At 51.2% G+C, this 19,296-nt stretch carries 19 protein-coding genes; 8 read left to right on the top strand and 11 right to left on the bottom strand.

What is annotated here, in order from left to right; translation table 11 throughout:
- Positions 1-152 precede the first annotated feature (152 nt).
- The 11 genes from cpoB to cydA form a co-directional block, all read right to left on the bottom strand.
- Positions 153-941, bottom strand: a complete 789-nt coding sequence (cpoB, locus tag OGY19_RS23690) for a cell division protein CpoB (RefSeq protein ID WP_048212240.1) — start codon at positions 939-941, stop codon at positions 153-155.
- A 9-nt stretch (positions 942-950) separates the two neighbouring features.
- Positions 951-1,469 carry a peptidoglycan-associated lipoprotein Pal gene (gene pal, locus OGY19_RS23685; protein ID WP_003022983.1) on the bottom strand — a complete coding sequence of 173 codons (519 nt, stop codon included), beginning with the start codon at positions 1,467-1,469 and terminating at the stop codon, positions 951-953.
- A 34-nt stretch (positions 1,470-1,503) separates the two neighbouring features.
- On the bottom strand, positions 1,504-2,796 hold the full coding sequence (tolB, locus tag OGY19_RS23680) for a Tol-Pal system beta propeller repeat protein TolB (RefSeq protein WP_038638949.1): 1,293 nt from the start codon (positions 2,794-2,796) through the stop codon (positions 1,504-1,506).
- Between the two features lie 128 nt (positions 2,797-2,924).
- Positions 2,925-4,181 carry a cell envelope integrity protein TolA gene (gene tolA / locus OGY19_RS23675; protein WP_003022980.1) on the bottom strand — a complete coding sequence of 419 codons (1,257 nt, stop codon included), beginning with the start codon at positions 4,179-4,181 and terminating at the stop codon, positions 2,925-2,927.
- A 64-nt stretch (positions 4,182-4,245) separates the two neighbouring features.
- Positions 4,246-4,674, bottom strand: a complete 429-nt coding sequence (tolR, locus tag OGY19_RS23670) for a colicin uptake protein TolR (protein ID WP_005125437.1) — start codon at positions 4,672-4,674, stop codon at positions 4,246-4,248.
- Positions 4,675-4,677: 3 nt separating this feature from the next.
- The gene (gene tolQ / locus OGY19_RS23665) at positions 4,678-5,370 is read right to left on the bottom strand and encodes a Tol-Pal system protein TolQ (protein WP_003022976.1); all 693 of its coding nucleotides are present in this window, start codon (positions 5,368-5,370) and stop codon (positions 4,678-4,680) included.
- On the bottom strand, positions 5,367-5,771 hold the full coding sequence (gene ybgC, locus OGY19_RS23660; protein ID WP_005125439.1) for a tol-pal system-associated acyl-CoA thioesterase: 405 nt from the start codon (positions 5,769-5,771) through the stop codon (positions 5,367-5,369). Before ybgC ends, tolQ begins: the two co-directional genes overlap by 4 nt.
- A gap of 273 nt (positions 5,772-6,044) precedes the next feature.
- On the bottom strand, positions 6,045-6,338 hold the full coding sequence (gene ybgE / locus OGY19_RS23655) for a cyd operon protein YbgE (protein WP_115600759.1): 294 nt from the start codon (positions 6,336-6,338) through the stop codon (positions 6,045-6,047).
- Positions 6,338-6,451, bottom strand: a complete 114-nt coding sequence (cydX, locus tag OGY19_RS23650) for a cytochrome bd-I oxidase subunit CydX (protein ID WP_003022970.1) — start codon at positions 6,449-6,451, stop codon at positions 6,338-6,340. Before cydX ends, ybgE begins: the two co-directional genes overlap by 1 nt.
- Before the next feature lie 14 nt (positions 6,452-6,465).
- Positions 6,466-7,605 (bottom strand): cytochrome d ubiquinol oxidase subunit II, encoded by a 1,140-nt coding sequence (gene cydB / locus OGY19_RS23645; RefSeq protein WP_005125441.1) that lies wholly within the window; start codon positions 7,603-7,605, stop codon positions 6,466-6,468.
- 15 nt (positions 7,606-7,620) lie between these two features.
- Entirely contained in the window at positions 7,621-9,189 is a 1,569-nt protein-coding gene (gene cydA, locus OGY19_RS23640; RefSeq protein WP_005125442.1) for a cytochrome ubiquinol oxidase subunit I, read from the bottom strand.
- Positions 9,190-10,408: 1,219 nt separating this feature from the next.
- Between cydA and glmS the strand changes: the two genes are divergently transcribed.
- From glmS to glsA, 8 genes are all read left to right on the top strand, one after another.
- Positions 10,409-10,858 carry a methylaspartate mutase subunit S gene (gene glmS, locus OGY19_RS23635; RefSeq protein WP_003022963.1) on the top strand — a complete coding sequence of 150 codons (450 nt, stop codon included), beginning with the start codon at positions 10,409-10,411 and terminating at the stop codon, positions 10,856-10,858.
- Complete coding sequence (gene glmL, locus OGY19_RS23630) at positions 10,858-12,252, top strand: methylaspartate mutase accessory protein GlmL (RefSeq protein WP_115600760.1); 1,395 nt, start codon at positions 10,858-10,860, stop codon at positions 12,250-12,252. Before glmS ends, glmL begins: the two co-directional genes overlap by 1 nt.
- 12 nt (positions 12,253-12,264) lie before the next feature.
- A complete protein-coding gene (locus tag OGY19_RS23625; RefSeq protein WP_048212243.1) occupies positions 12,265-13,710 on the top strand; it encodes a methylaspartate mutase subunit E in 1,446 nt (481 codons plus the stop codon).
- Positions 13,710-14,951, top strand: coding sequence for a methylaspartate ammonia-lyase (locus OGY19_RS23620; protein ID WP_005122534.1), 1,242 nt, complete (start codon positions 13,710-13,712; stop codon positions 14,949-14,951). The genes OGY19_RS23625 and OGY19_RS23620 overlap by 1 nt, the downstream gene beginning before the upstream one ends.
- Positions 14,952-14,954: 3 nt before the next feature.
- Positions 14,955-16,325, top strand: a complete 1,371-nt coding sequence (locus OGY19_RS23615; RefSeq protein ID WP_003022951.1) for an acyclic terpene utilization AtuA family protein — start codon at positions 14,955-14,957, stop codon at positions 16,323-16,325.
- Positions 16,322-16,639 (top strand): DUF4387 domain-containing protein, encoded by a 318-nt coding sequence (locus OGY19_RS23610; protein ID WP_005122536.1) that lies wholly within the window; start codon positions 16,322-16,324, stop codon positions 16,637-16,639. Before OGY19_RS23615 ends, OGY19_RS23610 begins: the two co-directional genes overlap by 4 nt.
- A gap of 168 nt (positions 16,640-16,807) precedes the next feature.
- On the top strand, positions 16,808-18,112 hold the full coding sequence (locus OGY19_RS23605; protein WP_048212246.1) for a dicarboxylate/amino acid:cation symporter: 1,305 nt from the start codon (positions 16,808-16,810) through the stop codon (positions 18,110-18,112).
- 124 nt (positions 18,113-18,236) lie between these two features.
- Entirely contained in the window at positions 18,237-19,238 is a 1,002-nt protein-coding gene (gene glsA, locus OGY19_RS23600) for a glutaminase A (RefSeq protein ID WP_048212247.1), read from the top strand.
- Positions 19,239-19,296: the final 58 nt, after the last annotated feature.

Raw genomic sequence — 19,296 nt, 5'->3', positions numbered from 1 at the left:
CTTTTGGTTTGTTTGATATCCCTTGGCAACGGCGGCATATATTACTGATTTCAGATTTTAGCGCAACAAAAATTTCGATGTAAATTACTCAACTGCTTAGGAATCACACGACGCGACCAGAAATAACACGATTTCTGGTCGCATGGTGTGCATTACATCGCGCCAAGGCGTTTTTGCGCTTGTTTCGCGCCATCAGTACCAGGGTATTTAGTGATAACCTGCTGATAAACCGCTTTCGCTTTTGCTGTGTCACCCTTGTCCTGCATGATGACGCCGACTTTGTACATCGCGTCTGCAGCCTTCGGTGATTTCGGGAAGTTTTTAACTACGGATGCAAAATAGAACGCTGCATCATCTTTTTTACCCTTGTTGTAATTCAACTGACCGAGCCAGTAATTCGCATTGGGCAGGTAAGTAGAATCCGGGTACTTTTTGATGAAGTTCTGAAATGCAACGATCGCATCATCCTGACGGGATTTATCCTGCACCAGGGCGATTGCCGCATTGTAATCAGTATTCGCATCGCCAGTTTGCGCCGGTGCGCCTGACGAAGCTGCAGCACCCGCATCGGGTGCCGGGGTTGCCGCCCCACTCTGATCGCCAGCCGCAGATTGCGCCGCAGGCGCGCTACCGCTGCCAAGATTATTCATCTGCAGCAATATCTGTTTTTGGCGTTCAACAACCTGATTCAGCTGATACTGACTTTCCTGAATTTGACCACGCAGGGCATCAATATCGGACTGATTATCGGAGAGTTGTTGCTGGAGTTGGGTTAAAAGCTGACTGTGAGCGTTAGAAATACGCTCGAGTTGAGTGACGCGGTCTTCGACCGAGCCAGAGCCGACACTACTGATTGGCGCCTGAGCAAAAGCGGCCCAGGGGGCCGCTATGCCAACCAGTAACGACAGACTCAACAGGTGATGTCTGAAGTTACTGCTCATGCAATTCTCTTAGTAAACCAGTACGGCGCGACGGTTTTTGGCGTAAGCCGCTTCGTCATGACCCAGTACTGCAGGTTTTTCTTTACCGTAAGAAACGATGGAGATCTGGTCAGCAGAAACGCCTTTACCCTGCAGGTACATCTTAACGGCGTTAGCACGACGTTCACCCAGGGAGATGTTGTACTCAGGCGTACCACGTTCGTCCGCATGACCTTCTACGGTGACTTTGTAAGACGGGTTGCTACGCAGGAAGTTAGCGTGCGCATCCAACATTGCAGCGAAGTCAGAACGGATATCGTACTTATCCAGATCGAAATAAACGATGTTGTTCTGCTGCAGCTGTTGCATCTGCAGACGCGCTTGCTCTTCGGAGGACATGTTGCCGCTACCGTTTGCATCCATACCAGTGCCGGCACCCAGCATGCCTTCGCTGCCGTCATTGCTGGCGTTCTTGTTAGAAGAACATGCCGCAATAGCCATAACAGGCAGAGCAATCATCAGCCCTTTCAGCACTTTGTTCAGTTGCATTTCAATGATTCCTTTATTAATCAATTATTTATTATCACAGATACGGCGACCAGGCAGGGAATTTAACCTGACCATCAGTTGCCGGAAGACGCGCTTTGAAACGCCCATCTGTAGAAACCAAATTCAGCACGGATCCCATCCCCTGAGAAGAGCTGTAGATTACCATAGTGCCGTTAGGTGCCAGACTTGGCGTTTCGTCCAGGAACGTTGACGACAGAACTTGTACGCCACCCGCTACCAGATCTTGTTTGGCAATGTGCTGCTGACCATTAGCCGAGCTTACCATTACCATAAACTTACCGTCGCTGCTGACATCAGCATCCTGGTTTTGTGAACCTTCCCAGGTAATACGCTGCGGAGCACCGCCGTTGACGTTAACTTTATACACCTGCGGACGACCGGCCTGGTCAGACGTAAAGGCCAGGTTTTGGCTGTCCGGGAACCAGGTAGGTTCCGTGTTGTTGCTACGACCATCAGTGACCTGACGGATCTGACCGGAACCGATGTCCATAACGTACAGATTCAGGCTACCGGTTTTAGACAGGGCAAATGCCAGTTTGCTGCCATCCGGAGAAAACGCAGGTGCACCGTTGTGACGCGGGAACGAGGCAACCTGACGCACTGCGCCGTTGGACAACGTCTGAATAACCAGCGCTGAACGACCGCTTTCGAAGGTAACGTAGGCCAGTTTAGAACCGTCCGGAGACCACGCCGGAGACATCAGCGGCTGCGGAGAGCGGTGAACGACAAACTGGTTGTAACCATCGTAGTCAGACACACGTAATTCGTACGGGAACTGACCACCGTTCGTCTGAACAACATACGCGATACGAGTACGGAATGCGCCCTTAATACCAGTCAGTTTTTCAAAAACTTCGTCACTTGCGGTATGGCCCGCATAACGCAGCCACTGCTTGTTCACTTTATATGTGTTCTGTGCCAGTACGGTACCTGGTGCGCCACCGGTATCAACCAGTTGATATGCAACGCTATAGGAACCATCCGGGTTTGGCGTAACCTGGCCAACCACTACGGCATCAATACCCAGGGCAGACCATGCAGCAGGCTGAACTTCAGCCGCAGTCCCCGGCTGCTGCGGCAGGCGAGAACGGTCTAATGGGTTAAATTTACCGCTGTTACGCAGGTCAGCACCTACGATACCACCGATATCTTCAGGTGCGGCGCCCGGCCCTGCCCACTGGAACGGGACAACACCAATCGGGCGTGCCGAGTCCACCCCTTGGGTGATCTCGATACGTACTTCTGCATGCAGCACTGCTGCCCACAGCATCAGAAAACCAAATGCTACTCGTAATGCCTGCTTCATCATATCTCCCTTATCTGGACGGAACGCCCACGATAATTTAGCAGAATGTTAACAAACTCAAATACACAAAACTACCAGAACTCTGTCTCAACCTTAGACTGTTTCCCCCGATTCCTCAGGGGTCGTTATTACAGTTTAAAGTCCAGTTTGGCATCTTTTACTTTTTCATAAACAGCCTGGCTAGGCGGCTTAGGAATTCTGGCTGTTTTCGCAGCCGTCAGCGCAGCCTGGCACAATGCCGGATCCCCGCCCTCTTCGGTCACATCCAGTAGCAGACCATCAGGCGCTAACTTGATATGTAATACGCAGGATTTACCCGCATACAAATCGGCGCCATACAGACGACTCTGAATCGCATTACGAATTTGAGATGCGTAAGCACTGATATCAGCGCCAGATGCACCGCCATTTGCACCACTTGTACCACTATCTTTCGCCGGTTGGCCGTTTCCTTTCGCTCCACCGCCCGATTTCGGTGCATTCTTACCGGAGCTTAAGTCACCTAATAAGTCGTCAACACCCGAAGCGGCAGCGGCTTTTTCGGCAGCGGCTTTTTTCGCAGCAGCGGCTTTATCTGCCGCAGCTTTCTTATCGGCAGCAGCTTTCTCGGCTGCAGCCTTTTTATCTGCTGCAGCTTTTTCAGCAGCAGCTTTCTTGTCAGCGGCAGCCTTTTCAGCAGCGGCAGCTTTCGCGGCGGCGGCTTTTTCTGCTTTCTCAGCGGCAGCTTTCTCGGCTGCTGCTTGCTTAGCGGCTTCAGCTTGAGCTTTCTTCGCAGCGTCCGCGGCTGCCTTAGCAGCTTGTGCTTCGGCAACCTTCTTAGCATCGGCAGCCGCTTTTGCAGCTTCCGCCTCAGCTTTCTTCTGTGCATCAGCAGCGGCTTTCTTCGCGGCATCTGCCGCTTGTTTCGCCTGAGCATCTGCTTTAGCTTTCGCATCTGCAGCAGCCTTCGCCGCAGCCTCTTCAGCCTGCTTTTGTTGCTCCTGTGCTTTCGCCGCAGCGGCTTCAGCCTGTTTCTGCTGTTCCGCCTGCTCGCGTACTTTTTCCTGCGCCGCTAAACGTTCTTTTTCCAGCTGTTTCAGACGCTCTTGCTCTGCCGCCTGCTTCTCACGAAGCTCCTCGGCCTGCTGCTGCGCCTGTTTCTCACGCTGTTCTTCTGCACGTTTCGCACTTGCCTGCTGTTGCTGCTGCCTGTCGTACTGTTGAACAACAGCACCAGGATCGACCATAACGGCGTCGATGGACGAACCGCCACCGCCGCCGGCTGAAGCATCAATGTGCTCATCGAACGAACTCCAGATCAGCGCTGCAAATAAAATGACATGCAGCACCGCTGAAATAATTATCGCCCTTTTGAGCTTGTCGTTTTGTTCGGTTGCCTTTGACACTCTCGGTTCCCAAAAAACTGTTCGCCTGTTACGCGCTATCTTTCAAGCCAGCAATACGCAGTCATCAGATTGGCTGCGTCATCAAGCCAACCGATTTAACGCCTGCACTGTGTAACAAGTTCAGCGCTTTAATTATTTCATCATAAGGCACGTCTTTCGCACCACCGATTAAAAATACCGTTTTCGGATTGGTCTGCAGGCGGCTCTTCGCTTCCGCGATAACCTGCTCCGGCGGCAGCTGATCCATCCTGTCTTTTTCAACCACCACGCTGTATTGCCCAACACCGGAAACTTCAATAATGACCGGTGGCTCGTCGTTACTGCTGACGGCTTGCGATTCGGTCGCATCCGGCAGGTCGACTTCCACACTCTGCGTAATGATCGGCGCGGTTGCCATAAAGATCAGCAACAGCACCAGCAGTACGTCGAGCAACGGTACAATATTGATTTCAGACTTAAGTTCGCGACGACCTCGTCCACGCGTTCTGGCCATGGTTTACCCCTTGTTGCTCTCGCTAACGGTAAACGCCTGGCGGTGCAGAATCGCGGTGAACTCTTCCATAAAGTTGTCGTAATTCAGTTCCAGCTTGTTCACGCGCTGATTCAGTCGGTTGTAAGCCATAACCGCCGGAATTGCCGCAAACAGACCGATGGCCGTTGCAATCAACGCTTCCGCGATACCCGGTGCAACCATTTGCAGCGTCGCCTGTTTTACCGCGCCCAGCGCGATAAATGCGTGCATGATCCCCCAAACGGTACCGAACAGACCGATATACGGGCTGATGGAGCCGACAGTGCCGAGGAATGGAATATGCGTTTCCAGCGTTTCCAGTTCACGGTTCATCGAGATACGCATCGCACGGGATGCCCCCTCAACGACCGCTTCCGGCGCATGACTATTCGCCCTATGCAGACGCGCAAATTCTTTGAATCCGCTGTAGAAAATTTGCTCTGAACCCGCCAGATTATCACGACGCCCCTGGCTTTCCTGGTACAGGCGCGACAATTCAATGCCGGACCAGAACTTGTCTTCAAACGCTTCGGCTTCACGTGAAGCAGCATTAAGAATACGGGTCCGCTGGATAATAATGGCCCAGGATGCGATTGAGAAACCAATCAAAATCAACATGATAAGTTTAACCAGAAGGCTTGCCTTCAGGAACAAATCAAGGATATTCATGTCAGTCACTGCTTAAACTCCGCGACAATAGACTTGGGAAGCGCACGAGGCTTCATTTTGAGTGGATCAACGCAAACAATCAGAACTTCGGCTTCATTCAGCACGACGTTCTCTGCGTTGACAATGCGTTGCGTGAAAACCAATGAGGTGCCACGCATTGACGTAATTTCGGTTTGGACTTCGAGCATATCGTCAAGCCGGGCAGGCGCAAAATACTCCAGGGTCATCTTGCGCACCACAAAGGCTACACGTTCGGCCAACAGAACCTGCTGACTAAAGTGATGATGACGCAGCATCTCTGTGCGTGCTCTTTCATAAAAAGCGACGTAGCTGGCGTGATAAACCACCCCACCGGCATCGGTGTCTTCATAATAGACACGAACCGGCCATCGAAAAATATACTTATTCATTCTTACTGCCTCTTTGTTGGCTTCGCCCACTCACACCGGTCGCTTAACGTTGTAAGCGCCTGGTGACTCGCGTTCTTGCCGCCGCGATGCATCAAGAATGTCGTTGTATATCGCGCTGTCTTCACTTTACATCCCGGTAATGCAATTAGGTTAGTGCTTTCAAACTTCGCTACTATACGCGCGGGAATGGTGCTTTGGAATGGGGGAAAGTAAACGGAGAGTAAAAAATTATGGGCTTATGCAAGCCCATAAATATTTAAGGATGTTTCTTATTCAAAAGAAGAAGAAAATCAGACCAACAACGAGGACGATATCTGCGATCAGCGGGCAGAAGATGCCCTGCCAGTGTACGGCGCGAGGACGAAAGCCAACGCCGTGAATGATGCCTGCGCAGACCGCCCACATCAGCAGAAAACCATGCCAGATTTCAAGCTCACTGGTTTTGGCCGCGAAACGTGACGGATCCCAGAATATGCAGCCGGCCAATACGATTGCCAGCACAAATGAAAGCGCCCGCAAGGGGCGCTTGTCCATCGCGTTGTATACCATCGCGATAATGTTGATCATCAACTGTCTTCTTGTCCGGCCTTGCCTGATTCAACGTGCTCAAGCGCCAGCGCTGTGATTATCCCAAATGCACAGGCAAGAAGCGTTCCCAAAATCCATGCGAAATACCACATTTTAAGCTCCTTACTTAGTACAGAGAGTGGGTGTTGCTTTCAATATCTTCTTTGGTGATGCGACCAAACATCTTCCAGTAACACCAGCCGGTGTACAGCAGAATGATCGGTACGAACACACAAGCTACATACGTCATCAGATTCAGCGTCAGCTGACTGGACGTTGCATCCCACATGGTCAGACTCGCATTCATCATGGTGCTGGATGGCATCACAAACGGGAACATCGCGATACCGGCAGTCAGGATGATGCAGGCTAACGTCAGTGAGGAGAAGATGAACGCCCAGGCCCCTTTCTCCATACGGGAAGTCAGAATAGTCAGCAGCGGCAGAACCACGCCCAACGCCGGAACCAGCCACAGAATAGGTGCATTGTTAAAGTTCACCATCCATGCGCCCGCTTCACGCGCCACTTCTTTGGTCATCGGGTTAGAGGCGGCGTGGTGATCCAGTGCGGAAGTCACAACATAACCATCAATACCGTAAATAACCCAAACGCCGGCCAGTGCGAAGCAAACCAGAGTCACCAGCGCCGCAACCTGTGAGGTGGTACGTGCACGCAGATGTAGTTCGCCTACGGTACGCATCTGCAGATAGGTTGCGCCCTGAGTGATGATCATCCCTACGCTCACAACCCCTGCCAGCAGACCAAACGGATTCAGCAACTGGAAGAAGTTACCGGTGTAGTACAAGCGCATGTACTCATCCATGTGGAACGGAACACCTTGCAGCAGGTTGCCAAACGCAACACCGATAACCAGCGGCGGCACGAAGCTACCGATGAAGATGCCCCAGTCCCACATGTTGCGCCAGCGCATGTCTTCAATCTTGGAGCGGTAATCAAAACCGACCGGACGGAAGAACAAAGACGCCAGTACCAGGATCATCGCCACATAGAAACCGGAGAACGCAGCGGCATACACCATCGGCCAGGCAGCGAACAGTGCGCCACCCGCGGTGATGAGCCAAACCTGGTTACCGTCCCAGTGCGGGGCGATGGAGTTAATCATAATTCGACGCTCGGTATCATTACGACCGAGGAAACGGGTGAGCATGCCCACCCCCATGTCGAAGCCATCAGTGACCGCGAAACCAATCAGCAGAATGCCAACCAGCAGCCACCAGATAAAACGCAATACTTCATAATCGATCATTTGACGACTCCTGTCTTAGCGTGCCGGCTGAGAAGTCACAGTGGACTGCTCGTAGTGATAACGACCGGTTTTCAGGCTACTCGGCCCAAGGCGTGCGAACTTGAACATCAGATACAGTTCAGCCACCAGGAACAGGGTATACAGGCCGCAAATCAACAGCATCGAGAAGATGAGGTCGCCAGCGGTCAGCGAAGAGTTCGCTACGGCTGTTGGTAACACTTCACCAATCGCCCACGGTTGACGACCGTACTCTGCGACAAACCAACCGGATTCAATCGCAATCCACGGCAGCGGAATCGCATACAGCGCGGTGCGCAGCAGCCATTTTTTCTCGCCGATACGATTACGAATCACGGTCCAGAAGGACACAGCAATGATAGCCAGCATCAGGATGCCGCACGCCACCATAATACGGAATGCGAAGTACAGCGGTGCAACACGAGGGATAGAGTCTTTCGTGGCTTGCTGAATTTGCGCTTCGGTCGCGTCGGTGACGTTGTCCGTGTAGCGTTTCAGCAGCAGACCATAGCCCAGATCTTTCTTCATGCTGTTGAACTGGTCGCGAACAGCCTGATCGGTAGAACCTGCACGCAGTTCTTCCAGCAGTTGATACGCTTTCATCCCGTTACGGATACGCTCTTCGTGCTGCACCATCAGATCTTTCAGACCAATGACCGGTGTATCAACGGAGCGGGTAGCGATGATGCCCAGGGCATAAGGAATTTGAATCGCAAAATGGTTTTCCTGCGCATCCTGGTCCGGAATACCGAACAGCGTAAAGGATGCCGGTGCAGGTTGGGTTTCCCACTCGGCTTCAATAGCAGCAAGTTTGGTTTTCTGCACGTCGCCCATTTCGTAACCAGATTCATCACCCAGAACGATAACAGACAGAATGGCAGCCATACCAAAGCTGGCAGCGATAGCAAAAGAACGTTTAGCAAACGCGAAGTCACGGCCGCGCAGCATATAGTAGGAGCTGATACCCAGAACGAACATCGCGCCACAAACATAACCAGAAGCCACAGTGTGAACAAATTTCACCTGAGCAACCGGGTTGAGCACCAGTTCAGAGAAGCTCAGCATCTCCATACGCATGGTTTCAAAGTTGAAATCCGCAGCGATTGGGTTTTGCATCCAGCCGTTCGCAACCAGAATCCACAGTGCGGACAGGTTTGAACCTAAGGCCACCAGCCAGGTGACGCACATATGCTGGACTTTACCCAAACGGTCCCAGCCGAAGAAGAACAGACCTACAAAGGTGGATTCGAGGAAGAAGGCCATCAAACCTTCAATCGCCAGCGGCGCACCGAAAATATCCCCTACATAGTGGGAATAGTAAGACCAGTTAGTCCCGAACTGGAACTCCATGGTCAGACCGGTTGCCACACCCAGAGCGAAGTTGATACCAAACAACTTGCCCCAGAACTTGGTCATATCTTTATAAATCTGTTTGCCGGAAAGGACGTAGACCGTTTCCATGATGGCCAACAAGAACGCCATACCGAGCGTCAGTGGCACAAACAGGAAGTGGTACATCGCGGTCAAGGCAAACTGTAAGCGCGACAGTTCGACTATATCTAACATCATGACTCCTTGCTCATCGCATGAAGACTCCGAGAGTGAACCCCGTTAGAAAGGGTCACACGCATGCCCCAATACAAATTTATTTGCTTCCTTCCCCCGCTGCTCTTTCTTCTCATTTGAAGAAAGGACAATGATGAAAGGTTACAAACATGTTAATAAAACACTCAAATTGATCCCGCAATTATATTACGCCGTAAAATCCTTACAATAAACAGGTTTTTATCGAGGTAAATTTGCATTTTTCGATAGTGATCAATTTATAGCTAATTTATCACTTTCAGACCAATTTGATCTGCAGCAATTTAACCTCATTTGGTGATGTTTACCAAGTTTTAAACATTGATTTAAATCAATTTTCAATTTAAATGTTAATAGTGTTTATCGCTAGCGTGACTAGTGAACGCCATGTTAACGATATGTTTTTCAATGAGTAATTGCCGTTACTACAAATGATAGGATATTTATTTAAATCTACACGATCTTTTAACCAGTCTGGGGGACAAAATTATGGACAGATAAAGAGTCACTATTGCTGGGTAGCTCACAGTTTTTTGTTTAGCAAGTCCTGTAATCATTATTTAATACAAATCATTCATTTTAATTTTACTTATAATTAACACCACAATGTAACTATCTCAACTGGAAGCGAAGCGGCAAGCATTGACCGACGCCCTGAGGTTTGGCGATCTCCCTGCAGAGACCCGCCGTTTCGCTTAAATCATCACTGTAAGTTATCACTCCCACCACAACATCGCTTCTATGCCAAAGAATATATATATTCCGAACAATTCATTATCATTTTTATCTTAAATTTAACAAAAAAAATTTACGACATATAAGATTAATAAATAAAAAACCGTTATGCCGTTCACAAGTTATTTAGCGAATACCATTTTCGAAATTATTAAAAACACCCCTGACAAAGCCTGCGCCACAAAATAAGATTTCGATCACAAACATGGCAAGTGGTTTATTAGGTAATTCGCTAATAAATAAAATAACCAATGGAAATTAATTTATAACACATTGATTTAAATGAATTTTTGTGAAGACAAAATATAACAATCATTTTGCGCAGGATATTTTGAAAATAGATCAATTGCTTCCTTTTCCGCTTCCACAGAAACTCCAACCCTATTAAAAGGTTGTCAAAACCCATGCTCTAAATATTAGAAAACAATTTTCACTTATTGACCATCAGCCCTACAGAGGATTACCCATGAAGAAATCTACACTTGTTATTGGCGTCATCGGTGCTGACTGCCATGCAGTAGGCAATAAAGTTCTGGATCGCGTTTTTACTGCTCATGATTTTCACGTAATCAACCTCGGGGTGATGGTGAGCCAGGATGAATATATTGATGCCGCGATTGAAACAGGCGCTGATGCCATCGTGGTGTCTTCCATCTACGGCCACGGCGACATTGACTGCCTCGGCTTGCGTGAGCGCTGTATTGAACGTGGCCTCGGCGACATCCTGTTGTACGTCGGCGGCAACCTGGTCGTCGGAAAACATGACTTCGCCGATGTCGAAGTGAAATTTAAAGAGATGGGGTTTAACCGCGTCTTCGCACCGAGCCACGACCTGGAAGATGTCTGTGCGCTTATCACTAATGATATTCACCAACACAATGGCCTCGAGCAGCGTTGCCTGGAAGAGGCCATCTGATGCAAACAGTTTCTGTCGATATCGGCTCGACATGGACCAAGGCAGCCCTCTTCGCCCATGAATGTGAGGAATTAACCCTGGTAAACCATGTCCTGACCCCAACCACCACACATCATCTGGCAGACGGTTTTTTTGCCAGCCTGAATCAGGTGCTGAACGTTGCCGATGCTCGCCCGTTACTGAAAAGTGGTGAAGTGCAGTTGAAATACTCCTCCTCGGCCAAAGGTGGACTCGCCGTGGCAGCAATGGGGCTGGTGCCTTCCATTACGCTGGAATCGGCAAAAGTTACCGCCCATTCGGCAGGAGCGAAAATCGCGCAATATTATTCGTACAAACTGAACCGTCATGACATCCAGGAACTGGAATCTGCACCGCCAGATATTCTGTTGTTTACCGGCGGTACAGACGGCGGCGAAGAAAGCTACGGCCTGGCGAATGCGCACGCGCTGGCAGGTTCAAAGCTTGATTGCGCCATTATCTACGCCGGAAACCGGGACATTCAGGACGAAATACAAACGATTCTGGGACACAAAGATCTGACCACGGTAGACAACATTCTGCCGGATCTCGATCACCCGAATCCGTTTGCCGCGCGCCAGGCGATTTGCGATGTGTTCTTGTCACGCATTGTCAAAGGTAAAGGTCTGGACGTCATTGTTGGCGAAACAGGCGAAGAGCCAATGCCGACGCCATGGACGGTCTATGAGTTAGTCAAAGCCATTAGCGATTACGACAACGCATGGAAGGAGTTCATGCTGATTGATATGGGTGGCGCCACCACGGATGTCTATTCAGCCAGCGCGAATACCCTCTCCCCCGATACTGTCCTGCATGGTGTCCCTGAACCGTTCGTCAAACGTACCGTTGAAGGTGATTTGGGCATGCGCGTTTCCGCCGTCGTGGTGGGAGAAAGCACGCAGGATATGGTGAAAGTTGTTTTCGCCCAACAACCACAACGTGAGGAAGCGTTTTATCGCTACCTGCGTCACCTGGTTGGGCAACCGGATTACCTGCCACTCAGCGAGGAGGAGAAATATTTCGACACCCTGCTGGCAGGTTTATGCGTGGGCTATGCCGCTGAGCGCCACGCGGGCACTAAAAAGCAGGTTTGCACCTGCGTCGGTAACGTGGATTTACAGATGGGTCGCGATCTCACCACCGTACGCAAAGTCGTCGGTTCAGGGGGATGGCTCTCTCGCGCCAGCCAGTTCGATATCCATAACTGGCTTAAATACCGGGAGCTGGACGACCAGGGTAAAAGAATTCTGTTACCGAATCAGTTTGAGTATTACCGCGATTCAAATGGCCTGCTCCCGCTACTGGCAAACGTCGCCAGGCTGTACCCGCAAGCCGCTGCTCGCACCAGCATTCAGTGTTTAACCCTACAAAACTAAAGGCAGCTACGAATGGAACTTCGAAATAAAAAATTGACCCACGACGAATTCATGACCGAAAGGCACCAGGTGTTGCAAACCTGGGAAACCGGCAAAGACGTTGAGAAATTCGAAGATGGCGTGAAGTACCAGCAATCAATTCCAGATTCAAAACGCTTCTCCCTCGCGCTGTTGAAGGCCGATCAAGAAGGTAAAACACTGAGCCAGCCGCGTGCAGGCGTCGCACTCATGGATGAACATATTGAGCTGCTTAAAACATTGCAGGAAGAATGTGACCTCCTGCCAAGTACCATCGATGCCTATACCCGTCTGAACCGCTATGAAGAAGCAGCTGTCGGGATCCAAAAATCTATCGAGGCGGGCACCTCCAAACTGAATGGTTTACCCGTCGTCAATCATGGGGTTGCTGCCTGCCGCCGTATGACTGAGTCGCTGGAAAAACCAATCCAGGTCCGCCACGGAACGCCGGATGCGCGCCTGCTGGCTGAAATCGCCATGGCCAGTGGCTTTACCAGCTACGAAGGTGGCGGTATCTCCTACAACATCCCTTACGCCAAACGCGTCACCCTGGAAAAATCCATTCGCGACTGGCAGTACTGCGACCGTCTGATGGGTCTGTACGAAGAGAACGGCATTCGCATCAACCGTGAGCCGTTTGGCCCGCTGACCGGTACCCTGATCCCGCCGTTTATGTCCCACTCGGTGGCGATTATTGAAGGTCTGCTGGCGCTGGAACAAGGCGTGAAATCCATTACCGTCGGCTACGGCCAGGTCGGTAGCCTGACGCAGGATATCGCCGCCATTCAGGCGCTGCGTGAACTGTCCCACGAATACTTCCATAACCACGGCTTCGACGATTACGAACTGAGTACCGTTTTCCACCAGTGGATGGGCGGATTCCCGGAAGATGAAGCGAAAGCCTTCTCCGTTATCGCCTGGGGTGCGGCGGTTGCCGGTATGTCCGGTGCCACGAAAGTCATTACCAAAAGCCCGCACGAAGCATTCGGTATCCCAACGGCTGCAGCCAACGCCCAGGGTCTGAAAGCGTCACGCCAGATGCTCAACATGGTCAGCGACCAGAAATTCCCGCAATGCGCTGCCGTCGAGCAGGAAGTCGAACTGATTAAGAGTGAAGTCCGCGCAGTACTGAAAAAAGTCTTCGAACTGGGTAATGGCGACATTGCGCGCGGTACAGTGCTGGCCTTTGAAGCTGGCGTACTGGATGTGCCGTTCGCACCTGCCGCCTGCAATGCGGGCAAAATTCTGCCGGTGCGCGATAACACAGGCGCCATCCGTATTCTCGAAGCCGGTGCCGTGCCGCTGCCGAAAGATATTCTCGCCCTGCACCACGACTATGTCGCAGAGCGCGCACATTTTGAAGGCCGCAAGCCTTCTTTCCAGATGGTCATTGATGACATCAACGCCGTATCCCACAGTAAATTAATAGGAAGACCATAATGAAAATCAAAAAGGCCCTTTTCACCGCTGGCTACTCCTCATTTTATTTTGACGATCAGCAGGCCATCAAAAATGGCGCCGGTCATGACGGGTTTATCTATACCGGCGATCCGGTAACACCTGGATTTACCTCTGTTCGTCAGGCGGGTGAATGCGTTTCCGTGCAACTGATTCTGGAAAATGGCGCGGTAGCGGTGGGCGATTGCGCAGCGGTGCAATATTCAGGTGCAGGTGGCCGTGATCCGCTATTCCTGGCAGAAAATTTCATTCCGTTCCTCAACGATCACATCAAACCGCTGCTGGAAGGCCGTGACGTTGATGCGTTTCTGCCAAACGCCCGTTTCTTTGATCAACTGCGTATTGACGGTCATCTGCTGCATACCGCCGTCCGCTATGGTCTGTCTCAGGCGCTGCTCGACGCGGCAGCGCTGGCTACCGGTCGTCTGAAAACTGAAGTGGTTTGCGATGAATGGCAACTGCCGTGCGTGCCGGAAGCCATTCCATTATTTGGTCAGAGCGGCGACGACCGTTATATCGCCGTTGACAAAATGATCCTCAAAGGGGTGGACGTCCTGCCGCATGCGCTGATCAACAACGTGGAAGAGAAACTGGGCTTTAAAGGCGAAAAACTGCGTGAGTATGTACGTTGGTTGTCCGACCGCATTTTAAGCCTGCGCACCAGCGAACGTTATCACCCAACGCTGCATATTGATGTGTACGGCACCATTGGTCTGATCTTCGATATGGATCCCGTGCGCTGCGCCGAATACATCGCCAGCCTGGAAGCCGAAGCTCAGGGCCTGCCGCTGTATATCGAAGGGCCGGTAGATGCCGGTAACAAGCCGGATCAGATCCGCATGTTGACTGCCATCACCAAAGAGCTGACCCGTCTGGGTTCCGGCGTGAAAATTGTCGCCGACGAATGGTGTAACACCTATCAGGATATCGTGGACTTTACCGATGCGGGCAGCTGCCACATGGTACAGATCAAAACCCCTGATCTTGGCGGTATTCACAACATCGTTGATGCGGTGCTGTATTGCAACAAACACGCTATGGAAGCTTATCAGGGCGGTACTTGTAACGAAACCGAGATCAGTGCCCGCACCTGCGTACACGTGGCGCTTGCCGCGCGTCCGATGCGTATGCTGGTTAAACCGGGTATGGGTTTCGATGAAGGTCTCAACATCGTGTTTAACGAGATGAATCGCACCATCGCGTTGTTGCAAACTAAGGATTAAGAGATGGCACGCACATTTAAGATCTTATCGCCGACGGCTATCCTGGGTTATGGCTTCCCGGAAGAAAGTTTTCGTAAAGCCATGGAAGAGTCACCGGATCTTATTGCTGTTGACGCAGGTTCCTCCGATCCTGGCCCCCACTACCTGGGGGCAGGTAAACCCTTTACCGACAGAGCCGGGGTAAAACGCGATCTGCGCTATATGATCGTGGCGGGCGTTAAGAACAACATCCCGGTCGTGATCGGTACCGCCGGTGGTTCTGGTGCCGCTCCGCATCTGGAGTGGTGTCGCCAGATAATCCATGAGATTGCCCAGGAAGAAAAACTGTCCTTCTCAATGGCGCTGATCCCGTCTGATGTAGACAAAGAAATCGTTCATCAGGCGCTGGATAACGGCAAAATCACCGCGCTCGATTTTGTGCCTGAACTGACTCACGAGGCGATTGAAGAGAGTACCTACATCGTCGCGCAGATGGGTGTCGAACCTTTCCAGCGTGCGCTGAAAGCGGGGGCACAGGTTGTTCTGGGCGGACGCGCTTACGATCCAGCCTGCTTCGCGGCGCTGCCGATTATGCAAGGCTTTGATGAAGGTCTGGCGCTGCACTGCGGTAAGATCCTTGAGTGTGCTGCCATTGCAGCAACCCCCGGCTCCGGCTCCGATTGTGCGATGGGCATTATCGACGACAACGGCTTTACGCTGAAGGCGTTCAATCCCAAGCGTAAGTTCACTGAAACGTCTGCTGCGGCGCACACCCTGTATGAGAAGTCCGATCCGTACTTCCTGCCGGGACCGGGCGGTGTGCTGAACCTGAAAGCGTGCACCTTTACCCAGGTTAACGAGGGCGAAGTGTATGTCAGCGGTTCACGTCATGAAGAAACACCATATGCGTTGAAACTGGAAGGCGCGCGTCAGGTTGGCTTCCGCTGCCTGACCATCGCCGGAACGCGCGACCCGATTATGATTGCCGGAATTGACACCATTCTCGAAGAGGTACAGGCAAGCGTAGCACGTAACCTCTCCCTGAATGACGACAGCATCCGCATGACGTTCCACCTGTACGGGAAGAACGGCGTGATGGGCAACCATGAGCCGATGAAAACCGCGGGTCATGAACTGGGGATTTTACTGGACGTCGTTGCGCCGACGCAGGATATCGCCAACAGCGTTTGCTCGCTGGTGCGCTCTACCCTGTTGCACTACGGCTATGAAAATCGTATTGCCACGGCGGGCAACCTCGCTTTCCCATTCTCGCCATCTGATATTCAGAGTGGGCCGGTGTATGAGTTCTCGATCTATCACCTGATTGAAGCCAGCGATGCACTGCGGTTTGATTTCCACATTGAGCAGGTGACGCCAGAAGGAGTTCAGGCATGAAACAGTCAATTTGTTCACTGGCGCAGGTCATTCGCTCAAAAAATGCCGGACCGTACGAACTGGTTTTAGATATTTTGTTTAAAACCCGGGAAGACTATCAGCGCGTAAAACGCTCAGAGCAATTAACTCCGCAACTTATTGCTGGGTTATATAATGTCGAACCTGACTTTATTCACAATATTGTGTGGTTCGATCCGGCAAATGCCGTAAAAATTGTCATGCCGCGCGATATTATTTCCGGCAATGTCGGTGACAATGATGTTTATGGCGCGCAGCAACACGCACCATTATTAAGTATTGAATTCGATCTGTAACAAAAAAACACAATAACAGCCATTGGAGCACAGAGTTCAGCTGTATCACAGTGCTTCGAATATTCATGCGGTTGGTCACAACAGGCGTGCGCCTGAGCTGCTGTCCAGGCTCAGGCACACGCCACCCTACATTATTCCAATTACCAGCCTTTATCCGATGGAGTACACATGAAGAAAATAAGTTTAACCAAGATGATCATATTAGGCCTGATACTCGGCATGATTGCCGGGGTGGCCATTAATAATATGGCCGCGGCTGAAACAGCAAAATCATATGCACAGGATATTTCCATTTTCACCACTATATTCTTACGTATGGTGAAGATGATTATTGCGCCATTGGTTATTTCAACTCTGGTTGTCGGTATTGCCAAGATGGGCGATGCCAAAACGCTGGGTCGTATATTTTCTAAAACCTTTTTCCTGTTTATTTGTGCCTCACTGCTGTCGATCGCCTTAGGTCTGGTTATCGTTAATATCTTCCAGCCGGGCGCAGGCATCAATTTTGTTGCTCATGACGCAGGCGCTGTTGCCGCCGTTAAGTCTGAACCCTTCACGCTGAAAGTCTTTATCTCACATGCCGTACCAACCAGTATCGTTGACGCGATGGCGCGGAACGAAATCCTGCAGATCGTGGTGTTCTCCATTTTCCTTGGTTGCAGCCTGGCCGCAATCGGTGAAAAAGCCGAGCCTATCGTTAAGGTTCTGGATTCGCTGGTACACGTGATGCTGAAGCTGACAGGCTACGTCATGCTGTTTGCCCCACTGACTGTTTTTGCCGCTATTTCAGGTTTGATTGCCGAACGTGGTCTGGGTGTGATGGTCAGCGCCGGGATCTTCATGGGTGAATTCTACCTGACGCTGGGTATGCTGTGGGCAATTCTGATTGGCCTGTCAACCATGATAGTCGGGCCTTGCATCGCGCGTTTGACCAAATCAATCTTCGAGCCTGCACTGCTGGCCTTTACGACCTCCAGTTCTGAAGCAGCCTTCCCGGGCACGCTGGATAAGCTGGAAAAATTCGGCGTATCGTCAAAAATTGCCAGCTTCGTTCTGCCGATCGGTTACTCCTTTAACCTCGTAGGCTCCATGGCCTATTGCTCCTTTGCCACCGTCTTTATTGCCCAGGCGTGCAACATTGAGTTGAGCATGGGCGAGCAAATTACCATGCTGTTAATTCTGATGCTGACCTCTAAAGGGATGGCGGGTGTACCGCGTGCCTCGATGGTCGTTATCGCCGCTACCCTGAACCAGTTCAACATTCCGGAAGCCGGTTTGATCCTGCTGATGGGCGTCGATCCGTTCCTCGATATGGGTCGTTCCGCCACCAACGTCATGAGTAATGCCATGGGCGCTGCCATTGTAGGTCGCTGGGAAGGTGAACACTTTGGTTCAGGCTGCCGCGGAACAGCGCCAGTCAAAACACCGGAGCAAGACCGCCCGGTCACCGAAACAGAAGTCGCGTTGTCCTGATACCTCGTTATTGCCGGATGGCGCTTGCGCTTATCCGGCCTACATAACGTTTAATTATCCGTAAGCCGGATCAGGCGGTACGCCGCTATCCGGCGCATGATAAGTACCCCAACAGGAAAGCACCATGACTAAAACTCTGCTCGGCGTGAGTCTCTTTTCTTTCAGCGTCTTGTTTAGCGCTACCTCATTCGCGCAAACCGCGCCGGACTACGCCAGACTGATAGAACAGGCGCATCAAAAGTACAAAAGTAACAATGATGGAAAAGTCGCCGACTACATCCCTGCCCTGGCGAGCTACAGCCCAAATAATTTTGCCATCACTATTGCTACGGTGGACGGAAAAATCTACCAGGTTGGCGATGTTAACAAACCCTTTCCCATGGAATCGCTGAGTAAAGTCTTCACCATGGCGCTCGCCATGGAACAGCACGGTCCTCAGGTAGTGCTGGATAAACTCGGGGCCAATGCCACTGGCATGCCATTTAATTCAGGTTTAGCCGTTGAACTGACCAAAGGCGCGCCGGAAAACCCGCTGGTAAACGCCGGAGCCATGAGCACCGTTAGTCTGATTGAAGCCAAAGACAAAACCGATCGCTGGAACAAAATCCTCGACAACCTGAACGTCTGGGCCGATGCCACGCTCACGGTTAATGAGCCGGTTTACAAATCTGAGATGGAGACCAACCAGCACAATCAGGCGCTGGCGAAGCTGATGGAATCCTATAACAGCTTCTATGGCAACACCGACGACGCCGTCGAAATTTATACCCGTCAGTGCTCGGTGGATATCACCGTTGAGCAACTGGCCAAAATGGGTGCCGTACTGGCGAACAAAGGGAAATCGCCCTTCAACGGCAAGCAGTTGCTGAATGAAAAATATGTTCCGCAGGTGCTGGCGGAAATGGCGATTGCCGGACTGTACGACGGCAGCGGTAAATGGCTGTACACCGTTGGCATTCCGGCGAAAAGCGGCGTCGGCGGCGGCATGGTTGCCGTCGTCCCAGGCGAATATGCGATTGCGGTCTATTCTCCGCCGCTTGATGAAGCCGGAAACAGCGTTCGTGCCCAGAAAACTATCGAATATGTCGCCGAAGCGACAAAAGCCAACGTCTTTTTAGCCAAATAACTTTACGCCGGATGGCACATTGCTTATCCGGCAAACAATACGAAGAGGTGAGAAGTAA

The organism is Citrobacter sp. Cy070 (assembly GCF_030332245.1).
Lineage (GTDB): Bacteria > Pseudomonadota > Gammaproteobacteria > Enterobacterales > Enterobacteriaceae > Citrobacter > Citrobacter youngae.
This window is presented reverse-complemented; position numbering and strand designations above follow the sequence as displayed.

Coding starts and splice junctions, on each gene's coding strand:
- ybgC (WP_005125439.1), bottom strand. CDS start 5,771: ATGAATAAGTATATTTTTCGATGGCCGGTTCGTGTCTATTATGAAGAC.
- OGY19_RS23620 (WP_005122534.1), top strand. CDS start 13,710: ATGAAAATCAAAAAGGCCCTTTTCACCGCTGGCTACTCCTCATTTTAT.
- glmL (WP_115600760.1), top strand. CDS start 10,858: ATGCAAACAGTTTCTGTCGATATCGGCTCGACATGGACCAAGGCAGCC.
- OGY19_RS23625 (WP_048212243.1), top strand. CDS start 12,265: ATGGAACTTCGAAATAAAAAATTGACCCACGACGAATTCATGACCGAA.
- cydB (WP_005125441.1), bottom strand. CDS start 7,605: ATGATCGATTATGAAGTATTGCGTTTTATCTGGTGGCTGCTGGTTGGC.
- cydA (WP_005125442.1), bottom strand. CDS start 9,189: ATGTTAGATATAGTCGAACTGTCGCGCTTACAGTTTGCCTTGACCGCG.
- tolR (WP_005125437.1), bottom strand. CDS start 4,674: ATGGCCAGAACGCGTGGACGAGGTCGTCGCGAACTTAAGTCTGAAATC.
- cydX (WP_003022970.1), bottom strand. CDS start 6,451: ATGTGGTATTTCGCATGGATTTTGGGAACGCTTCTTGCCTGTGCATTT.
- glsA (WP_048212247.1), top strand. CDS start 18,237: ATGACTAAAACTCTGCTCGGCGTGAGTCTCTTTTCTTTCAGCGTCTTG.
- ybgE (WP_115600759.1), bottom strand. CDS start 6,338: ATGATCAACATTATCGCGATGGTATACAACGCGATGGACAAGCGCCCC.
- OGY19_RS23605 (WP_048212246.1), top strand. CDS start 16,808: ATGAAGAAAATAAGTTTAACCAAGATGATCATATTAGGCCTGATACTC.
- tolB (WP_038638949.1), bottom strand. CDS start 2,796: ATGAAGCAGGCATTACGAGTAGCATTTGGTTTTCTGATGCTGTGGGCA.
- OGY19_RS23615 (WP_003022951.1), top strand. CDS start 14,955: ATGGCACGCACATTTAAGATCTTATCGCCGACGGCTATCCTGGGTTAT.
- OGY19_RS23610 (WP_005122536.1), top strand. CDS start 16,322: ATGAAACAGTCAATTTGTTCACTGGCGCAGGTCATTCGCTCAAAAAAT.
- cpoB (WP_048212240.1), bottom strand. CDS start 941: ATGAGCAGTAACTTCAGACATCACCTGTTGAGTCTGTCGTTACTGGTT.
- pal (WP_003022983.1), bottom strand. CDS start 1,469: ATGCAACTGAACAAAGTGCTGAAAGGGCTGATGATTGCTCTGCCTGTT.
- glmS (WP_003022963.1), top strand. CDS start 10,409: ATGAAGAAATCTACACTTGTTATTGGCGTCATCGGTGCTGACTGCCAT.